This is a genomic window from Rathayibacter sp. AY1B7 (assembly GCF_002932735.1).
In the GTDB taxonomy this organism is placed as follows: Bacteria; Actinomycetota; Actinomycetes; order Actinomycetales; family Microbacteriaceae; genus Rathayibacter.
In genome coordinates this window covers 116,665-134,902 of the sequence record NZ_PSWK01000001.1, presented here as the reverse complement: position 1 = coordinate 134,902, position 18,238 = coordinate 116,665, and the positions used below count along the sequence as shown (strand labels likewise).

The following is an 18,238-nucleotide window of genomic DNA, read 5'->3' as shown; positions in this document are numbered from 1 at the left end:
GTGTTCGAGCGGGGCGCGCCGCGAGAGCGCAGGAGTTGTCGCACTCGGGCTCGACAGCGACGACTACTGCGGTCTCGGAGGGGGCGAAGGTGTCCGGGCGGGGCGTGCCGCGACGAGGGGCAGGAGGCGCGGACGGACGGACCGGGACCGCCCGGCTGGGTCAGGCCGACTCGAGGAGGGGCTCCGGGTCGCGGAGGGCGGGCACGAGGCCACGGCGGCGGCGGGCGGCGGCCAGCACGGTCACGGCGAGCGCCCCGACCAGCCAGAGCACGAGCACCAGGACCGCGTGCGCGACTCCGATGCTGCCGCCGGCGATCAGCGAGCGGAACGCCTCCACTGTCCAGGTCAGCGGCAGCACTCCGTGGATCGCCTGGAAGAAGGCGGGAGCGGTCTCGACCGGGTAGGTGCCTCCGGCCGAGGACAGCTGCAGCACGATCATCAGCAGCGCCAGGAACCGGCCCGGGGCGTCCAGCAGCGCGATCAGCGCCTGGTTGATCGCCACGAAGGTGAGGCTCGTGAGCACGGCGATCCCGATCAGCCCGGGCAGGTTCGACGCCTCGACGCCCACTCCGAAGCGGATGACGAGCGCGGCCAGGACGCCCTGGGCGACCGCCATCAGCGCGCCGGGCAGGTAGCTGCGCAGTGCGATGACCCAGGCGGGACGGCGCGCGGCGAGGAGGCGGGAGCTGAGCGGGGCGCTCATCAGGTAGAAGGCCAGCGCGCCGACCCAGAGCGCGAGGGCCATGAAGTAGGGGGCGAGGCCGTAGCCGTAGGACGGCACGCGGTTCATCCGCTCGGCGTCGATCCCGACCGGGGCGGCCGCGACGGTGCTGAGCTCCTGCGCCTGCTCGCCGGTGTAGGTGGGCACGTCGTCCGCGCCGTCCGAGAGCTTCGTGTCGAGGGTGCGCGATCCGGAGGCGAGGGAGTCGATCCCGTCGGCGAGGTCCTGCGAACCGGTGGCCGCGTCGGCCGAGCCGGTCGCGGCGGTCTCGGCGCCGTCCGCGAGGTCCGACGCGCCCGTCGCGAGGGCGGCCGTCCCGGAGGCGAGGTCGGAGGCGCCGGCGGCCGCGGAGGCGATCCCGCTGGTGAGCGGGCCGACCGCGCCGGAGAGGGTGTCCACTCCGCCGGCGACCTGGGCGGCTCCGCCGTCGAGGGTCGCGGCTCCCTGGGCGAGGGCCTGCGCACCGGTCTGCAGCTTCTGGGCGCCGTCGGCGGCGGAGGTCGCCCCGGTGGACAGAGCGGCGGTGCCGGTCGCGAGGTCGGCGGCTCCGCTCGAGACCGTGGCGGCACCGGCGGCGAGCGCCGTCAGTCCGCTGCCGTCGTCGCCGACGAGCGCGGTCGCACCGGAGGCGAGCGTCTGCGCGCCAGCGTCCGCCGAGGCGGCTCCGCCCGCGAGAGCGGCCGCACCCTGCTCGAGGGCGGTCAGCTCGGCCACGCGCTGGGCATCGGACAGCGAGTCGTACCGAGAGAGCAGGGAGGCGAGGCCGGAGTCGACTCCGGTCGCTCCGGTGGCGAGTCCCGGAGTGGCGGTCGCGAGCGCTCCCGCGCCGGTCACGAGCTGCTGGGCTCCTGCGAGGGCCTTCCCCGCTCCGTCGGAGAGGGAGGCGGACCCGGTGGCCAGCGCCTCGGCGCCGGACGCCGCCGAGGCCGCGCCGTCCTTCAGGGTCGACGTCCCCGCGGCGAGGTCGGTGGCGCCCGAGGCGAGCGACGCCGCTCCGCCGTCGAGCTGCTGGGCGCCGTCGGCGACCGTGCGGGCTCCCGTGTCGAGCGCCGCCGCCTGGTCGGGCAGCTGCCCGGTCCCGCTCGCGATCCGCTGGAGTCCCGACGAGAGGTCGGACGCTCCGGAGGCCGCGCTCCCCGCGCCCGAGCGGAGGGAGTCGGCGCCGGTCGCCAGCTGCGCGGTGCCGTCCTGCAGCTGCGCGAGCCCGACGACCAGCTCGGAGGAGCCGGACGCCGCGGTCCCGGCGCCGTCCGCCAGCTGAGCGGCGCCGTCGGCCGCCTGCTCGAGGCTCGAGTGCACGTCGGTGAAGCCGAGGTAGACGTTCTCGAGGTAGGTCGCGCCGACCTTCTCCTCCAGCGTCTTCGTCACGGTGGTGCCGATGGTGGAGGCGATGTTGCCGACGATCAGGTTGGCCGCGTCGTTCGTCTCGATCGACAGCTTCGCCTGCACGGCCGCGGCGGGGTCGTCGCCGCCGACGGAGGCGACGTCGGCCGAGAAGCCGGCCGGCACCGTCAGCACGGCGAGGACGTCGCCGGAGGCGAGCTCGCGGGACGCCTCGTCGGCACCGGTCGCCGTCCAGGCGAAGTCCGAGCCGGACGTGTCGGTGGTGAGCTGCTCGGTCAGGTCGTCGCCGAGGGCGAGCGCGGAGCCGTCCGAGGCGGTCGCGCCGGTGTCCTCGTTGACGATCGCGGCGGGCACCGTGTCGAGGTGGTGCGTGGGATCGAGGTTGGCCGAGGTCAGCAGTCCCGCGTAGATCAGCGGGATGAGCGCGATCGCGGCGAAGACGACGACGAGGCGCGGGTTCACGGCGCGCAGGGCGCGGCGGAGCGGGGAGGTGGTCATTGTCCTTCTACTTCGTGGAGTGCAGGGCGGCGAGCCGCGGCGAGGCGACCCCGGTGACGAGGAGCTCGGCGATGTCGGCGGAGGCCGAGGCCACGGGACGGCGGGCGTCGCCGTCGAGGAGCCAGCCGACGACCAGCCAGGTGGTGCCGGCGGCGAGGAGGACGGCGAAGCGCTCGACGCGGGCGTGGTCGCCGCCGCCCGATCCGCGCTCGGCGAGGGGCGAGAAGGCGAGGAGCCGCTGCGCGAGGAACGCGACGACCGACTCCTGCACGGCGCGGGCCGTGCCTCCGCTCAGCACGCGGCGGTAGAAGTCGGCGTGCACGAGCAGGCCCTCGAGGAGCCCGCGGACGATGAGGGGGACCGTCCCCTCCCAGTCGGCGGGGGCGGTGCCGGGAGCGACGTCGCCGAACAGCGCGTGCATCCGCTCCACCGCGGCGGCCTCGATCAGGGACGGCACATCGCCGAAGTGCTGGTAGAACGTGGGGCGGCTGACGCCCGCGGCGCCGCAGAGCTCCGTGATGGAGGGCTGGTCGTCGCCCGGGCGGTCGAGGGCCGTCGTGATCGCGGTGAGCAGGAGCTCGCGCGAGCGGGTGAGCCGCGGATCGGTCACGGGGTCCTTCTTCCCGGCGCGAGGAGCGCCTTCTTTACGTCCGTCAGATAACTTACAACCGTAAAGAAGAGTGCGCAAGCGTCAGGAGGAGGGCGGCTCCGGGAGCAGCGTCGAGATGGCGGACGTGTCGACGATCACCGAGTCGTGCGGAGTCAGTCCCGGGCTCCGGGGCGTCGGCACCGGCAGGCGCACGAGCAGGGCGCCCGGATCCACGCCGAAGCGCCCGGAGCGGGTGCGGCCGACCGGATCGCCGTCCAGCTCGGCGAGCACCGGCTGGTCCAGCTCGAACGAGAACTCGCGGCCGGGCCACTGCCGGAGCGAGGCGAGCCCGTTGCGGTTGCCGGTCGCCACGTCCAGCGCGAGGCCGAAGCGCCGACGCAGCAGCACCAGCTCCAGGTCGCCGTCGTCGAGCACCGCGCCCGCGGCCAGCTCGATGTTCGCGACCACGGAGCTGCAGTTGCAGGCCAGCACCATGAAGCAGCGCTGCGGAGGCTCCTCCGCGCCGTCGATCGTGAGGGTCACCTCGAATCCGGCCTTGAACATCGCCGGCGCCCCCGCCGCGAAGTAGGCGCCCCAGCCCACCCGCTTCTTCAGCTCCTCGTCCGTCTTGTCCATGATCTCGGCGTCCAGGCCCACCCCGCCCATCACCATGAACACCCGCTCCTCGCCGTCGTCGAACGCGGCCGTGCCCACGTCGATGGCGCGGTCCTGCCCGAGCAGGGCGATCTCGACCGCCTCGGGCAGCGAGCCGAGCGGGATCCCGAGGTTCCGCGCGAGGAGGTTGCCCGTGCCGCTGGGCAGCAGGCCGTAGGGGACGCCGGTCCCCCGCAGCACCGTGGCGACGGCGCGGACGGTGCCGTCGCCTCCCATCGAGCAGACCAGGTCCGGGCCCGCCTCGAGTGCGGCGCGGGCCGCGGCGGCTCCGGAGTCGCCCAGGCTGGTCTCGAACCAGAGCGGCTCGTTCCAGCCGTGGCGGCGCGCGATCGTCGCGACCAGGTCCTCCGCGGCGCCGACGTCGTCGAACTTGCTCGGGTTGATCACGACGGCGACGGTGCGCTTCTCGGGTGCCTTCACCCCGTCAGTCTGACGGCACCGGCGACCGGTCCAGTCGCGCTGACGCCTCCAGGGCGAGCACGGCGCCGATCTCGGCCGAGAGCGTGGCGGGCAGCGACGGAGGCGCGTCCCAGCGGGGCCCGGCCAGCAGCACCCCGCGGCGGACGCTCGAGCTCTGCAGTGCGGCGACGCTGCCGGCGACGAAGCCGCGGACGCGAGCCGCCACCGCGGGCGCCACTCCGGCCGTCGTGGCGAGGTCGACGAGGTGCCGGTAGGCGATGCCGCCGAACAGGGCGCCGTCCCCCGATCCCTGGTCGACGAAGACGCCGTCGGGGGCGAGCCGGTCCAGCAGATCCTCGGCCGTGCGGGAGGCGTGGGCGACCAGGCGGGGGTCGGGCCGCAGGCGGTGCAGGGCGAGCGCCGCGCCGACGTAGACGGCGTGGTTGTAGCTGAAGGCCCAGTCGTCGCGGGCGGAGCCGCCCTCGCGGCCGATGCCATCGGCGACGAAGCCGGTGTCGTCGTCGCGGAGGCGCACGTGCATCCAGTCGAGGGCGGCGCGCGAGAGCTCCTCCCGGCCGTCCGGTCGCAGCCGCTCCAGGCGCGCGCCGAGGATCGCGAACGGGCCGTTCGCGGGCGCGTTCTTGTAGTCCAGCTGCCGGCGGCGCCAGGCGAGGCTCGCCCCGTGGCGGAGGTTCCAGCCCTTCGCGACGGCGAAGCGCCACAGGCGGTCGGCCCGGTCGAGGAAGCGCGGGTCGCCGGAGGCCTCCCCGAGGCGGGCGAGCGCGCCGCCGAGCCACATCATGTCGTCGAAGTAGCCGTTGACCAGGCGCCCGCCGTTGCGGAGGCGGATCGCGCGATGGATCCGCCGGGCCCGCTCCAGGTGCGCCTCGTCGCCCGTGCGCTCGAAGGCGTCGACGGCCGCGTCGATCGCGTGCGCGAGCCACCAGTAGTTGAACTCGAGGTCGGCCCGCAGCGAGGTCGGGTAGCTCATGTGGTAGCCCAGCAGCGGCACCGCGAAGAGCCGCTCGAGGCTCTCCTGCGCGGTGTCCGCGGGGCTACTCGTAGACGTGCGGGGCGAGGACGGCGACATCGCGGAGGTTGCGGTAGCGCTCGGCGTAGTCGAGCCCGTACCCGATCACGAACTCGTTCGGGATGTCGAAGCCGACGTAGGCCACGTCGACCTCGACCTTGGCGGCCGCGGGCTTGCGGAACAGCGCGAAGATCTCGACGGACTCGGCGCCGCGGCTGCGGAGGTTGCCCTGCAGCCACGAGAGCGTGAGGCCGGAGTCGATGATGTCCTCGACGATCAGCACCTTGCGGTTCGTGATGTCGGAGTCGAGGTCCTTCAGGATCCGCACGACGCCGGAGGACTTGGTGCCGCTCCCGTAGGACGAGACGGCCATCCAGTCCATGACGATGTCGAGCTTGAGCTCGCGGGCCAGATCGGCCATCACCATCACGGCGCCGCGCAGCACCCCGACGATGAGCAGGTTCTCACCCGCGTAGTCGCGCTCGATGGCGCGGGCCAGGTCGCGGATCCGCTCGTGGATCTCGGCCTCGGTGTAGAGGACCTCGGTGATGTCGTCGGCGATGTCGGCTGCTTCCACCCGGCCACTCTACGGGTGACCGGCCCCCCTCTCCCCTCCGCGAGACTCCGCTCCGGTACACCTCCGTCGGCGAGTCGCGTGCCGGAGCGGCATCTCGCGGGGAGGGGTCGGGCATCTCGCGGAGACAGGCGTCGCGGGGACGGGGTCAGGGGGCCGCGGGTGCGAAGACGAGGGTGGTGCCGCGGCGGGTGGCGAGGACGCCGGGGAGGTCGACGCCCTTCTGGCCGTGCCAGTCGGTGACCAGCGCGGCGACCGCCAGCGTCTGCGAGCGCGAGAGCGCGACTCCGAACTCGTTCGCCACGACCAGGCGGATGATCCGCTGCCGCAGCGCCGGCGGGTCCGCCGCGAGCCCGCGCGCGTCGACCGTGACGTGCCCCGCCTCGTCCTGGCCCACCAGCTCGAGCGCCCAGTCGAGGGCGAGCGCGTCGAGCGCGTCCCCGTCCTCCCGCAGCTGCTCGGCCGTGCGCGCCAGAGCCTGGGCCACTCCCGGCCCCAGCTCGTCCTCCAGCACGGGCAGCACGCGGTTCCGCACCCGGACCCGCGAGTAGCGGGGGTCGTCGTTGTGCGGGTCGTCCCACGGCACGAGCCCCTGGTCGGAGCAGGCGAGGCGGGTCGTCTCGCGCCGCAGGCCCAGGAGCGGCCGCCTCAGCGGCCCGCTGACCGGCGCCATCCCGTGCAGCGAGGCCGCACCGGCTCCTCGTGCCAGGCCCAACAGCACCGTCTCGGCCTGGTCGTCGAGGGTGTGGCCCAGGAGGATCGCGGCGGCGCCCGTCGCGGTCAGCGCGTCGTCGAAGGCGCGGTAGCGCGCGCTGCGGGCGGCCGCCTCCGGACCGCCCTCGGCGGACACCGTCACCACCTCGCGCAGCACCGGCGCGAGCCCCAGCGCGTGCGCCTGCTCCGCGGCCCGCCGCGCGACCTCCGCCGACGCCTCCTGTAGCCCGTGGTCGACGATCACCGCGCCGGCCCGCCTCCCGCCCCGCGGGGCCTCGAAGGCGACCGCCGCCGCGAGCGCGAGCGAGTCCGCTCCCCCGCTCAGCGCGACCAGCACGAGCGCTCCGGGGTCGAGCCCGTCGAGGCTCTCGCGCACCGCCCGCCGCAGATCGGCGACGGCGGGGGTCAGGCGGGGGCGATCGGGCACATCAAGTAACGTAATGCCAGCGATCCGCCCCTCCCGCGCGCGCACCCGCGCGAGCGTTCCGGAGGCCGATCCGTCCGCCGATGCGCCGCTCACGGCGCCACCGACTCAAGGAGAGAGCATGGCCGCATACGACGTCGTCGTCGAGATCCCCAAGGGGAGCCGCAACAAGTACGAGGTCGACCACGAGACCGGTCGCGTCTACCTCGACCGCGTGCTCTTCACCTCCTTCGTCTACCCGACGGACTACGGGTACTTCGAGAACACACTCGGCCTCGACGGCGACCCCGTCGACGCGCTGGTGCTGCTCGAGTACCCCGTCTTCCCGGGCGTGGGCGTCTCCGTCCGCCCGGTCGGCGTGCTCAACATGAGCGACGAGGCCGGCTCCGACGCGAAGGTGATCGTGGTCCCCGCGAAGGACCCGCGCTGGCAGCACATCCAGGACATCGGCGACGTCCCGGAGCAGACGAAGAACGAGATCAAGCACTTCTTCGAGCGCTACAAGGACCTCGAGCCCGGCAAGTGGGTCAAGGTCGACGCGTGGGGCGACGCCGCCGAGGCGGAGCAGATCGTCCAGGACGGCATCAAGAAGCTGGCCGAAGAGGGTCACTGACCCCTCGCATCAACGAAGGAACCCCCTCCCGTCGTCTCGACAGGAGGGGGTTCTCTCGTTGTGCGGTGCGGCCGCGGCTCACGCGGCCGGGCGGCCGACCATGCCGGCAGGCGTGCCCCAGGTGTTCCAGATGCGCACGGGCTTGCCGTAGTCGGCGGCCTCGATGATCTGGTTGTTCCCGAGGTAGATGGCCACGTGGTAGTAGTCCCCGCCGCCGCCCCAGAAGATCAGGTCGCCGCGCTGGCGCTGGCTGTAGGGGACGAGCTTGCCGGCGCCGGCCATCGTGTTGTACTGGTTCGTCGCCGAGTGGGTGCCGATGTAGATGCCCGAGGACGCGTACGAGGCCTTGGTGAGGCCCGAGCAGTCCCACTGGTCCGGGCCCATGCCGCCGAGGACGTACTCCTCGCCGAGCTGAGCCATCGCGTACGAGATCGCGTTCTCGACGGCGCCGCTGGTCGGCACCAGGACCGGAGCGGTCACCGGCTGCGGGAGCGGCTGAGCCGCCGGCTGGGCGACCGGCTGAGCAGCGGGCTGGGCCGGAGCAGGAGCGGGCTGCTGCTGCGCGGGCTGCGGCGCGGCGGGCTGCGGGAGGGACGCGGTCTGACGCGACGGGGCGGCGATGTCGGCCTGCGCCGAGGACTGCTGCTGGGCGGAGCGGGCGGTGGACTGCGCCTGAGCGGCGGCCTCCGCCTCGGCCTGCGCCTGGGCGGCGGCCTCGTCGGCCTGGCGCTTCTGCTCGCCCGCGAGGTACTGGGTCTCGGCCTCGACCGAGGAGTCCTTCAGCAGAGCGAGCTGGGCGACCAGCTCCTGCGACTTCTCCTCCTGCGCCGAGAGCGACGCGCGGGCCGACTCGGCGGCGGCGTCGGCGTCCTTGCGCGCGGCGTCGGCCTCGTCCGAGAGCGCCTGGTGCTCGGTGACGGCGCGGTCGGCCTGATCGCCGAGCGACTCCGCGTTCTGCTTGTCGGCGAGGGCGTCGGCGTAGACCTTCTGCGACTGCTCCGAGAGCTGCGACATCGCGCCGAGCTGGTAGAGCAGGTCGCCCGCGTCCTTGCCCTTGGCCACGAGGCTGGCGGAGAGGTCGCCGCCGGCGGCGCGAGAGAGGTGCGCGGCCAGCAGGCCGGCGCGCATCTTCGAGGTCTGGGCCTTGGCGGAGGCGGTGGTCGCCTTCTCCTCGAGGTCGGCGACGGCCTTCGCAGCGGCGTCGAGCGCCTCCTTGGCCTGGCGCCAGGCCTCGGCCTTCTTCATCGCGGTGATCGACTTCTCGTCGACCGCGGTCTGCAGGCTCGCGATGAGGCCGGTGATCGAGTCGATCTCGGCCTGCTTGCTCGCCTCGTCCTTCTTGGCGTTCTGCACGTCGTCCCACGAGGGGTACTTCGCGTCGTCGGCGAGGGCCGGGGTGATGCCGAGGGACGCGGTGACCGCCGTGACCGCGAAGGCGGCGGAGATGACGAGCGGGAGGCGGCCCTTCCAGGCGCGCTCCCGGGGTGCCGGGGTGAAGGTGCGTGCGGTCGTCTGTGCGTCAGCCAAGGGTGACTCCTCGTTGGGCCATGAAAGGTTGGGCGTCGACGGCGGAGCCGTTGACGCGGGTCTCGAAGTGCAGGTGGCAGCCGGTGGACGCGCCGGTCGAGCCGACGGCGGCGATCTGCTCGCCCGCCTGGACCTGCTGGCCGACGCGGACGTAGATCCCGCCGGACATGATGTGGGCGTAGCCGGTGCTGATGCCGCTGCCGTGGTCGATCAGCACCCAGTTGCCGTAGGTGCCGTTGGGGCCCGCGTAGGAGACGGTGCCGCTGTGCGCCGCGAAGATCGGGATGCCGCAGCCGCCCGCGAGGTCGGTGCCGCGATGGTACGAGCCGGAGGATCCTCCGCCGGTCGAGATGCTGTCGCGCGGGCCGAAGGTGCCGGTGATGCGGCCTCCGGCAGGGCGGACCCAGCCGGAGTCGCTGACGGCGCTGGAGCCGCCGCCGCCCGAGGGGGCGACGTACCCGCCACCGCCACCGCTGCCGCCGCTGGATGCGGCTGCGGCCCGAGCGGCCTCGCGGCGCGCGGCCTCGGCCTGGGCGGCGGCCTGACGGGCGGCCTCCTCCTCGGCGAGCTTCCGGAGGCGCTCGGCCTCGCGGGCGGCGACGCCGGCCTCGTACTCGGCCACGGTCTTCGACTCAGTGTCGCGGAGCGCGGCGAGCTGCTGCTCGAGCACGACGCTCTGCTCCTGCTGCTCGGCGAGCGCGGCCTCGGACGCCTCCTGAGCGGCGGTCGCCTCGGCCAGCTTCTGCTCGGCGGCGACGCGGAGGCGCTCGCGCTCCGTCTGCGCGACCTCGGCCTGGTCGGCGAGGGACGACGCGGTGTTGCGGGCGGTGCTGGCCTGCTCGTAGATCGCGGAGGAGCGCTCGACCAGCTTGGTCATGCTCCCGATCTTCGACAGCAGCTGGTCGGCCTGGCCGGCCTTCTGGTCGAGGAAGATGTTGACGGACAGGTCGGTGCCGGTGCTGCGGTAGAGCTGCGCGGCGAGCAGGCCCGCCTGCTGCGAGGCCTTGTCGGCCTCCTCGGCGCTGGCGGCGGCCCGGTCCTCGAGCTTCTTCGACTGGTCCGAGGCCTCGTCGAACGCCTGCTGAGCGGCGAAGTGCTCGTCGCCGCGCTGCTGCGCGAGCTGCTGGGCGGAGGCGACCTCGCTCTGGAGGTCGCCGATCAGGGACGTGATCCGGTCGACCTGAGCGGCGGCGGCGGCGGTGTCGCCCTTCGCCGCCTCGACGTCGGCCCACGACGGGTACTCGACCGCCTGGGCGGGAGTGGCGACGAGCAGGCCGGCGACGAGCGCGACGACGGCGGAGGCCAGGGCAGCACCTCGGAGTCGCCCGAGTCGCGGCGCGCCGGGGAGGCGGGCGGGACGCGGACGGCGCAGGGAGTGGGGCATGGGACCTCGGGGATAGGGGGCCCTCCCTCCGCGGCGGTGCGGCTCCGGCGCGCGGGTGGGGGGAAGAGCGATTCCGCCCCACCCTAACCGCGGCCCTGCCCGATCTCCTAGACCCGGGTCAACCCCGGACGGGGTGCACGCCGCCAGCGGAACCGTCGATTTTGCATCCTGCGCCGCGGCCCCCTATGCTTGCGTGTCGGTAGTCATGGGGGGTCGGCCGCAGGGTCGCCCCGCGAGTCTCCGGCCCCATCGTTTAGTGGCCTAGGACACCGCCCTTTCACGGCGGCAGCACGGGTTCGAATCCCGTTGGGGTCACGGATGGGTCGGTACTACCAGCACCACCAGAAGTACCAGCACCACCGGAAAGTGCACCGGCTCGAGAGGGTCGGGGCGTGAAAATAGAACAGCCTCGAAGGCAGTATGCTTGTCTTCGCAACGAGGCCCTGTAGCGCAGTTGGTTAGCGTGCCGCCCTGTCACGGCGGAGGTCGCGGGTTCAAGTCCCGTCAGGGTCGCAAAGAGGCCCTTCCGAGAGGAAGGGCCTTTTTCAGGAGATCACCTCTCCAGCGACATCACGTCGCAACGGCTCTGTAGCTCAGTTGGTAGAGCGCACGACTGAAAATCGTGAGGTCACGGGATCGACGCCCGTCGGAGCCACTGGAACCCTCGCCTAGCTTCTACATGGCGGGGGTTTCTTCGTACCCGGGGGTCCCCGCCGCCGCGATCCGCCGCACATCCCTCCCGTTCCGGCCCGCGCCGAGCAGTGACTGCAGCCCGGATCCCGTCCAGGCGGTCTGCGTAGGCTGGCCCGGCCATGCAACCCGACGCCTTCCCGCCGCCCGATCCCGCGACGCTCGCGCCCGACTCCGCTGCGACGACGTCGTGGCCGGCCGAGCCCCTCCCCTCGGTCCACGCGCCCTACTCCTCCCTCCTCTACCTGCCCGATCCTCGGGTCCGCTGGGGCCTGCCGACCGCCGTGCTCACGATCGTCGGGATCGTCCTGCCGCTGGCCGTGCTCATCCTGCTGTTCGGGTTCGGCGTGCTCCCCTACTCCGCCGGACTCGCCTTCGCGGGGGCGCTCGCGAGCTACCTCGTCGCGCTGATCGTCCCGTTCGCGGCGTCTCGGCTGCGCGGGCTGGGCACGATGGCGGCCGACTTCGGGCTGCGGTTCCGCTGGATCGACGTGCCCATCGGGATCGGGCTCGGCATCGCGGTGCGCGTCGTGATCCTGTTCGTGCTCGCCGCGTTCGCTCCGCTCCTCCAGGACGCGCAGGGGAACCTCGACATCGACCCCGATCCGCTGTGGTTCGTGCTGAGCTCGGTCCTCATCCCCGTCGTCGTCGCGCCGCTGGTCGAGGAGGTCCTCTGCCGCGGCGTCGTGATGCGCGCGGTGCGGAACCGGATGCTCCGGGGCTCCGCGGAGTCGGCGCCGCCCACCCGCGGCCGCCGCGTCTGGGCGATGGTGTTCAGCATCCTGGCGTCCACGGCGGTCTTCGCCCTGCTGCACGGGCACCAGATGGTGAACCCGGCGACGATCGTGACGCTCGGCGTGACGACGGTCACCGCGGGACTCGCGCACGGCTGGATCGCGACGATCACCGGGCGGCTCGGAGCGGCGATCGTCTCGCACGCGACGCTGAACGGCTCCGCGGTGCTGCTGCTGGCGCTGCTGCCGCTGCTGACTCCGTAGGGGGATCTCGAGAGGCCCGCTGCGCGGGGTGCTCGATCGGCAGGAGTCGGGGCGGCCCGATCGGGGGCGTGGGGCGGCGCGTCAGACGTCGTAGGTGCGCGCCCCGGGCAGCGGGCCGCGGACCTGGCGGTGGAGGCGCTCCATGTCGGCGTCGAGGGTGGCGGCGGTGCGGGCCGCGTCGGCGAGGCCGTCGAGGAGCTCCTGCGGGACCTGGCGGTCGTACTTGTAGTAGATCTTGTGCTCCAGGCTCGCCCAGAAGTCCATCGCGATGGTCCGGAACTGCACCTCGACGCAGACGTCGACCGATCCGCCGGAGAGGAACACGGGCACCTCGACGATCGCGTGCAGGCTCTTGTAGCCGTTCTCCTTCGGCTCGGCGATGTAGTCCTTCACCTCGAGCACCGTCACGTCGGACTGCGAGGTGAGCAGGTCGAAGACGCGGTAGACGTCCGAGACGAAGCTGCAGGTGATCCGCACGCCGGCGATGTCGGTGATCGCGTCGGCGATGCCGTCGAAGGTCGTCTCGCAGCCCTTGCGCTCGATCTTCTCGATCAGGCTGTCGGCCGACTTGAGCCGGCTCGTGACGTGCTCGATCGGGTTGTACTCCTGCAGCTCGCGGAACTCCTCCTGCAGGATCGACACCTTCGTGACGATCTCGTCCATCCCGAACTTGTACTGGAGCATGAAGCGCGCGAAGTCGTCGCGCAGGGCGCGGATCTCGGCGACGGTGGTGGCGTCGAGCGCTTCGGCGACGGCGTCCGTCAGCGGAGGGACGGCGTGCGCGGGTTCGGGGATGCGGGATTCCACAGTCGGACACCCTACGCGCGGAGTCGTTCGAGACCGGTGGGAGGCGCCCGGCCTAGCCTGGGAGCGTGATCACCGAGCCCCGCCCGCTGCGCTTCTGCGCGTTCGTCATGAACACCGCCTCCCACATCCAGCACGGCCTCTGGCGCCACCCCGACGCCCGGCAGCACGAGTTCGACGACGTGCAGCTCTGGATCGACCTCGCCCGGACGCTGGAGCGCGGCCGCTTCGACGCGATGTTCTTCGCCGACGTGGCGGGGCTCTACGGTCCGGCGGACGGCGACTGGGACGTCAACGCCCGCGAGGGGCTGCAGCTGCCCAGCAACGACCCGTCCGTGCTGCTCTCGGCCCTGGCGGTGAGCACCGAGCACCTCGGCTTCGCGTTCACGAGCTCGGTGCTGCAGTCGCATCCGTTCGACTTCGCCCGGAAGGTCTCGACCCTCGACCACCTCTCGAAGGGGCGGATCGCCTGGAACATCGTCACCAGCGCCCTCGACGGCGCGGCCCGCAACTTCGGCTACGACCGGCTCGAGGAGCACGACGAACGCTACGCCTGGGCGCAGGAGTACCTCGACGTGGTCTACAAGCTGTGGGAGGGCTCGTGGGACGACGGCGCGCTCCTGCGCGACAAGAGCGGCTCCTTCGCCGACCCGGCGCGCATCCACCGCATCGACCACGTCGGGAAGCGCTACCGCGTGCAGGGGCCGCACCTCTCGGCTCCGTCGCCCCAGCGCACGCCCGTGCTCTTCCAGGCCGGCTCCTCCCCCGCGGGCCGGCGCTTCGCCGCGCGGAACGCGGAGGCGCAGTTCGTGTTCTCGGGGTCGCCGGAGAAGACCCGCGAGCTGATCGAGGACACGCGGGCCCTCGCCGCGGCGGCCGGTCGCGGAGCGGGTGCGCCCTCCTTCTACCTGGGCCTCTCCTTCATCACCGGCGACACGGAGGAGGAGGCGCGCCGCGCCGAGCGCGAGATCGACGAGTACCTCTCCTCGGACGCGTTCCTCGTGCACTCGAACCTCGGCTTCGACCCGGCGACGGGCGAGAAGCTCGACCCCGACCTGCCGCTCTCGGCGATCGAGACCTACGCCGGCCAGAGCCACCTGCAGTGGATCCGCGACGCCTCCCCCGACCGCGAGCCGACCGTCCGCGATCTGGCCCGGCTCTCGGCGAAGCTGCGCGGACGGGTCGTCGGCACTCCGGAGCAGATCGCCGACCACCTGGCGGGCTGGCGCGACGCGGGGATCGACGGGATCAACGTCGTCAACTGGATCCTGCCCGGCAGCTACGAGGAGTTCGTCGACCGGGTGATGCCGGTGCTCCAGGAGCGGGGCCTCGCGCAGACCGAGTACGCCGAGGGGACGCTGCGCCGCAAGCTGTTCGGGACGGACGAGCTGCCGACGACGCACCCGGCGCGGGCGTACCGCGGGGCGTTCGCGGGCTGACCCCCTGCGGGCAGGGCTCTGCGCGTCCGCTGCCCCTGCACGGGCCGCTCGCCCCGCCCCGCGCACTCCGTCGGGCGGGGGACGCGAGGGCGGGTGCGGCTCCGTAGCGTCGAGGGATGATCCAGACCTGGGGAGTCCTGACCGCGCTGTACGGAGTCGTCGTGACGGCGGTCGCGGTGCTCGCGATCGTGCTGCTGGTGCTGCTGTGCCGCCTGGTGCTCGCCGCGCGCGAGAACCTGCAGGCCTCGACGCGGCTGCGCGAGCTGCAGATCGAGCGGATGCTGCTCGAGGACGAGTAGCGGGCCGCGCGTCGCCGGCCGCGACCAGGTCTCCTCGGCGAGGAGCACTCGCGGCCGACGACGCGCGGACCGGTCAGGGCAGAGCGGGTCGCGCCTCCGGGCGGGGCGCCCGCGGGATGAGCAGGCCGAGGGCGACGGCGACCAGCGCTCCGATCGCGCCGATCACGAACGTGGTCTCGAAGCCCTGCGAGCTCGGCAGCTGCACGTCGCCGACCGACACGGTCAGCTGCGCGAGCACGCCCGCGGTCACGGCGGAGGAGAGCGTCGTGCCGAGGGTGCGCATCAGCGAGTTCAGCCCGTTCGCGGCGGCGGTCTCCGAGGCGGGGACGGCGTGCATGATGAGCGTCGGCATCGCGGCGTAGGCGAGGCCCAGCCCGACGCCGATGAGGGCGTTGATCACCAGGATCTGCCACACCTCGCCGCCGAACGGGAGGATCAGCAGGTACGAGACCGCGATCAGCCCGGAGCCGGCGATCAGCACGAGCCGCGGCCCGGACTGCGCCGAGAGGCGGGCGGCGAGCGGGGACGTCGCCATCATCGCCAGGCCCGAGGGCGCGAGCACGAGGCTCGCCACGATCAGGCTCAGGCCGAAGCCGACGCCGGACGCGGTCGGCAGCTCGAGGCGCTGCGGCAGCGTGATCTGGGCGCCGAAGAACGCGAAGCCGACCGCCACCGAGGCGAGGTTGGTGAAGAGGACGGCGGGGCGGGCGGCCACCCGGAGGTCGACGAGCGGGCTCTCCTGCCGCAGCTCGTACCAGCCCCAGAGGAGCAGGACGGCGATGCCGCCGAGGCCGGAGCCCAGGATCGCGGGACTGGTCCAGCCGGAGTCGTTGCCGCGCGAGACGGCGATCAGCACGCCGCTCAGTCCGAGTGCGAGGCCGATCGTGCCGACCACGTCGAAGGTGCCGGGCGAGCGCAGCGTCGACACCGGCACGACCAGGAGGACGAGGACGATGTCGAGGACGCCGAGGCCCGCGGACATCCAGAACAGGACGTGCCAGTCGGTGTTCTGCGCGATGAGGGCGCTGAGCGGCAGGCCGAGCGCACCGCCGATGCCGAGGGTCGCGCTGACCAGGGCGATCGCGCCGGGGAGCCGGTCGCGGTGGAGGGTGTCGCGGAGGATCGAGATGCCGAGCGGGATGACGCCCATCACCGCGCCCTGGAGGGCCCGGCCCACGACCAGCGTCCACACGTCGCCCGCGAAGGCGCAGACGATCGAGCCGATCACGAGGACGACCAGCGCGGCCACGGCCATCCGCCGCTTGCCGTAGAGGTCGCCGAGGCGGCCCGAGACCGGGGTGAGGATGCAGGCGCTCAGCAGCGTCGCGGTGATCACCCACGCGGTCTCGGTGCGGTCGGCGCCGAGCAGCGTCGGCAGCTCGGACTGGATCGGGACGACCAGCGTCTGCATGAAGGAGGCGCTCATGCCCGCGAAGGCGAGGACGGCGGTGATGAGGCGCGGGTCCGGCGAGCGGGTCAGGGAGCGTCTGTCGGAGTCGGGCACGGCGGTCCTTCGTGTCGGCGGCGGACGCGCACCCGGACCGCGGCGGCGGGCGGGCCGTCGTCGGCGGGATCGTATCGCTCGGCTCTGCTTTCGACCGGCTCGGGGCTCAACGGCGCGGGGCGCCGCTTTGTTCCCTCCTCCTCCTTCCCGCGCGCGTCGGGCGGGACGAGGATGGGCGGATGATCGACATCGAGAGCTGGATCGCCCGCTACGAGAAGGCCTGGGCCACGGACGACGCGGCCGATGTGGCCGCGCTGTTCACCGAGGACGCCGAGTACTTCACGGCGCCGCACCGCTACGCGATCACTCCGCGCGACGCGATCGTGGAGTGGTGGCGGGCGGAGGAGGAGCCCGCCGACCCGACGTTCGCGTGGGGCCTGGTCGCGCTGACGGAGGAGACCGCGGTGGTGGAGGGGCGCACCGTCTACCCGGGCGACCGCACCTACCTGAACCTCTGGGTCATCCGCTTCGCCCCCGACGGGCGGGCGCGCTCGTTCACCGAGTGGTACATGGAGGAGCCGGCCGACTCCGTGTCCTGACCCGCGCGGGTCCCCAGGGAGCGGCGAGGAGCCCTCAGCGGCGCCCGGTCAGAGCTGCGCGGCCGCGAAGGTGTCGCAGCTGGTGGCGTCGCCCTCGAAGCCGGCCTGGAACCAGCGCTGCCGCTGCTCGGCCGAGCCGTGCGTCCATCCCTCCGGATCGACGGTGCCGGTGGCCTGCTCCTGGATGCGGTCGTCGCCGACGGCGGCCGCGGCGCCGAGCGCGTCCTGGTACTCCTGCGCCGTCACCGGCTTGAGGTAGGGCGTGCCGGTCTCGTCGGGCACCGTCGAGGCGTCGCCCACCCAGGCTCCGGCGAAGCAGTCGGCCTGCAGCTCGAGGCGCACCGAGTCCGACTCGGGGCCGGTGCCGGAGCGGTCCGCCGACTCCATCGCGCCGGTCAGGTTCTGGATGTGGTGGCCCCACTCGTGGGCGAGGATGTACATCTGCGCGAGCGATCCGCCCGAGGTGTCGAACCGGGTGCGCAGCTCGTCGAAGAAGTCGGTGTCGAGGTAGATCGTCCGATCCGGCGGGCAGTAGAACGGGCCGACCGCGGCGGTCGCGCTCCCGCAGCCGGTGGTGGTGCTGTCCTCGAACAGGTCGACGCCGGTCGGGGTCGTGTAGGCGACTCCGAGGGTCGGAGTCTGCTCGCCCCAGTAGCGGTCGAGCGACTCGGCCGCACCCTCGAGGCGGCAGTCGACCTGCGTGTTCGCGTCGGCGCCGCTGTCGCAGGCCACCGCGGTGGAGGTGACGCCCTCCGGCGAGGACCCGCCTCCGCCGAACACCTCGCCGAGGCCCGAGAGATTCACGCCGAGCAGCTGCGAGAGCAGCGCGAGCACGACCACGCCCACCGCGCCCCCGCCGACGGCGATGCCGGTGGTGCGGCCGCGACGGCGGACCTTGCCGCCGCTGAGCTGGGAGTCGTCGTTGAAGGTCATGCCGACGAAGCTAGCGCTCCGCGGACGGGCTCCGCTCGGGCTTGCGGTCAGCCCCAGCGCGACTCGCTGGCCGAACGGATGATCTCGAGCAGCGCCTCGCGCAGGGGGCCGTGCTCGAGCGAGCCCGGGAACATGTCGACCTCGAGGCGGTGCGCCCGGCGCCAGGCCTCGCTGCCCACGTCGGTGAGCGCGACGAGCTGCCGGCGGCGGTCCGACGGATCCGTGGTGCGCGAGACGTGGCCCTCGCGCTCGAGGCGCTCGATGGTGCGCGACATGGTCTGCACCTCGACGTGGGCCGCGGCGGCCAGCTCCTTCTGCGCGACGGGACCCGCCTGCAGGAGGTGCAGCACGATCAGGCCGGCGTGGGTGAGGCCGATCTCGGCGAGGGCGCCGTGCCAGGCGTGCTCGACCATCCGGGAGGCGGTGGAGAGCAGCCGGCCGGTGGGCCAGTCCTCCATCCCGGAGGCGTCGTCCGCGCGCATCTGATCAGGGTAGACCCGCTCCCGGGACACGACGGCACCGGGCGCGGGACGCTCAGGC

The 18,238-nt window shown here is 73.1% G+C and carries 17 protein-coding genes and 3 tRNA genes; 8 read left to right on the top strand and 12 right to left on the bottom strand.

Translation table 11 applies throughout. The features are described from left to right. Positions 1–160 precede the first annotated feature (160 nt). From C5C95_RS00530 to tilS, 6 genes are all read right to left on the bottom strand, one after another. Positions 161–2,563, bottom strand: a complete 2,403-nt coding sequence (locus C5C95_RS00530) for a YhgE/Pip domain-containing protein (protein WP_104323560.1) — start codon at positions 2,561–2,563, stop codon at positions 161–163. A 7-nt stretch (positions 2,564–2,570) separates the two neighbouring features. Continuing rightward, complete coding sequence (locus tag C5C95_RS00525; RefSeq protein ID WP_104323559.1) at positions 2,571–3,173, bottom strand: TetR/AcrR family transcriptional regulator; 603 nt, start codon at positions 3,171–3,173, stop codon at positions 2,571–2,573. A gap of 81 nt (positions 3,174–3,254) precedes the next feature. Beyond that, the gene (locus C5C95_RS00520) at positions 3,255–4,247 is read right to left on the bottom strand and encodes a diacylglycerol kinase family protein (RefSeq protein WP_104323558.1); all 993 of its coding nucleotides are present in this window, start codon (positions 4,245–4,247) and stop codon (positions 3,255–3,257) included. Between the two features lie 4 nt (positions 4,248–4,251). Beyond that, complete coding sequence (locus tag C5C95_RS00515; RefSeq protein ID WP_104323557.1) at positions 4,252–5,316, bottom strand: glycoside hydrolase family 76 protein; 1,065 nt, start codon at positions 5,314–5,316, stop codon at positions 4,252–4,254. After that, a complete protein-coding gene (hpt, locus tag C5C95_RS00510) occupies positions 5,282–5,833 on the bottom strand; it encodes a hypoxanthine phosphoribosyltransferase (protein WP_104323556.1) in 552 nt (183 codons plus the stop codon). Before hpt ends, C5C95_RS00515 begins: the two co-directional genes overlap by 35 nt. A 145-nt stretch (positions 5,834–5,978) precedes the next feature. Beyond that, complete coding sequence (gene tilS, locus C5C95_RS00505; protein ID WP_104323555.1) at positions 5,979–6,971, bottom strand: tRNA lysidine(34) synthetase TilS; 993 nt, start codon at positions 6,969–6,971, stop codon at positions 5,979–5,981. Between the two features lie 118 nt (positions 6,972–7,089). On the opposite strand from tilS, the gene ppa reads away from it, so the two are divergent. Next, positions 7,090–7,581, top strand: a complete 492-nt coding sequence (gene ppa / locus C5C95_RS00500; RefSeq protein WP_068255683.1) for an inorganic diphosphatase — start codon at positions 7,090–7,092, stop codon at positions 7,579–7,581. 78 nt (positions 7,582–7,659) lie between these two features. On the opposite strand, the gene C5C95_RS00495 is transcribed toward ppa, so the two are convergent. Together C5C95_RS00495 and C5C95_RS00490 are read right to left on the bottom strand one after the other, a co-directional pair. After that, positions 7,660–9,108, bottom strand: coding sequence for a C40 family peptidase (locus tag C5C95_RS00495; RefSeq protein ID WP_258072599.1), 1,449 nt, complete (start codon positions 9,106–9,108; stop codon positions 7,660–7,662). Further along, on the bottom strand, positions 9,101–10,492 hold the full coding sequence (locus tag C5C95_RS00490; protein ID WP_104291751.1) for a peptidoglycan DD-metalloendopeptidase family protein: 1,392 nt from the start codon (positions 10,490–10,492) through the stop codon (positions 9,101–9,103). The genes C5C95_RS00495 and C5C95_RS00490 overlap by 8 nt, the downstream gene beginning before the upstream one ends. Positions 10,493–10,734: 242 nt before the next feature. On the opposite strand from C5C95_RS00490, the gene C5C95_RS00485 reads away from it, so the two are divergent. From C5C95_RS00485 to C5C95_RS00470, 4 genes are all read left to right on the top strand, one after another. Further along, positions 10,735–10,807: transfer RNA gene (locus tag C5C95_RS00485), tRNA-Glu, on the top strand. 124 nt (positions 10,808–10,931) lie between these two features. Then, positions 10,932–11,005: transfer RNA gene (locus C5C95_RS00480), tRNA-Asp, on the top strand. A gap of 69 nt (positions 11,006–11,074) precedes the next feature. Continuing rightward, positions 11,075–11,147 (top strand) — tRNA-Phe (locus tag C5C95_RS00475). A 157-nt stretch (positions 11,148–11,304) separates the two neighbouring features. After that, complete coding sequence (locus C5C95_RS00470) at positions 11,305–12,180, top strand: CPBP family intramembrane glutamic endopeptidase (RefSeq protein ID WP_104224403.1); 876 nt, start codon at positions 11,305–11,307, stop codon at positions 12,178–12,180. A gap of 81 nt (positions 12,181–12,261) precedes the next feature. Here C5C95_RS00470 and C5C95_RS00465 read toward each other — a convergent pair whose 3' ends face one another. After that, positions 12,262–12,864 carry a GTP pyrophosphokinase family protein gene (locus tag C5C95_RS00465; RefSeq protein WP_104224409.1) on the bottom strand — a complete coding sequence of 201 codons (603 nt, stop codon included), beginning with the start codon at positions 12,862–12,864 and terminating at the stop codon, positions 12,262–12,264. Positions 12,865–13,094: 230 nt separating this feature from the next. Here C5C95_RS00465 and C5C95_RS00460 point away from each other — a divergent pair, with 230 nt between their 5' ends. Together C5C95_RS00460 and C5C95_RS00455 are read left to right on the top strand one after the other, a co-directional pair. Then, positions 13,095–14,423: an NtaA/DmoA family FMN-dependent monooxygenase gene (locus tag C5C95_RS00460; protein ID WP_374954305.1), complete on the top strand. Its 1,329-nt coding sequence runs from the start codon at positions 13,095–13,097 to the stop codon at positions 14,421–14,423. A gap of 116 nt (positions 14,424–14,539) precedes the next feature. Beyond that, a complete protein-coding gene (locus C5C95_RS00455; protein WP_104224402.1) occupies positions 14,540–14,722 on the top strand; it encodes a hypothetical protein in 183 nt (60 codons plus the stop codon). 73 nt (positions 14,723–14,795) lie between these two features. On the opposite strand, the gene C5C95_RS00450 is transcribed toward C5C95_RS00455, so the two are convergent. Beyond that, the gene (locus C5C95_RS00450; RefSeq protein WP_258062342.1) at positions 14,796–16,226 is read right to left on the bottom strand and encodes an MFS transporter; all 1,431 of its coding nucleotides are present in this window, start codon (positions 16,224–16,226) and stop codon (positions 14,796–14,798) included. Between the two features lie 179 nt (positions 16,227–16,405). On the opposite strand from C5C95_RS00450, the gene C5C95_RS00445 reads away from it, so the two are divergent. Next, a complete protein-coding gene (locus C5C95_RS00445; RefSeq protein WP_104323554.1) occupies positions 16,406–16,765 on the top strand; it encodes a nuclear transport factor 2 family protein in 360 nt (119 codons plus the stop codon). Positions 16,766–16,813: 48 nt separating this feature from the next. On the opposite strand, the gene C5C95_RS00440 is transcribed toward C5C95_RS00445, so the two are convergent. Continuing rightward, positions 16,814–17,698 (bottom strand): neutral zinc metallopeptidase, encoded by an 885-nt coding sequence (locus C5C95_RS00440; RefSeq protein ID WP_104224400.1) that lies wholly within the window; start codon positions 17,696–17,698, stop codon positions 16,814–16,816. A 47-nt stretch (positions 17,699–17,745) separates the two neighbouring features. Continuing rightward, positions 17,746–18,180 (bottom strand): MarR family winged helix-turn-helix transcriptional regulator, encoded by a 435-nt coding sequence (locus C5C95_RS00435; protein WP_104247849.1) that lies wholly within the window; start codon positions 18,178–18,180, stop codon positions 17,746–17,748. Positions 18,181–18,238 lie beyond the last annotated feature (58 nt).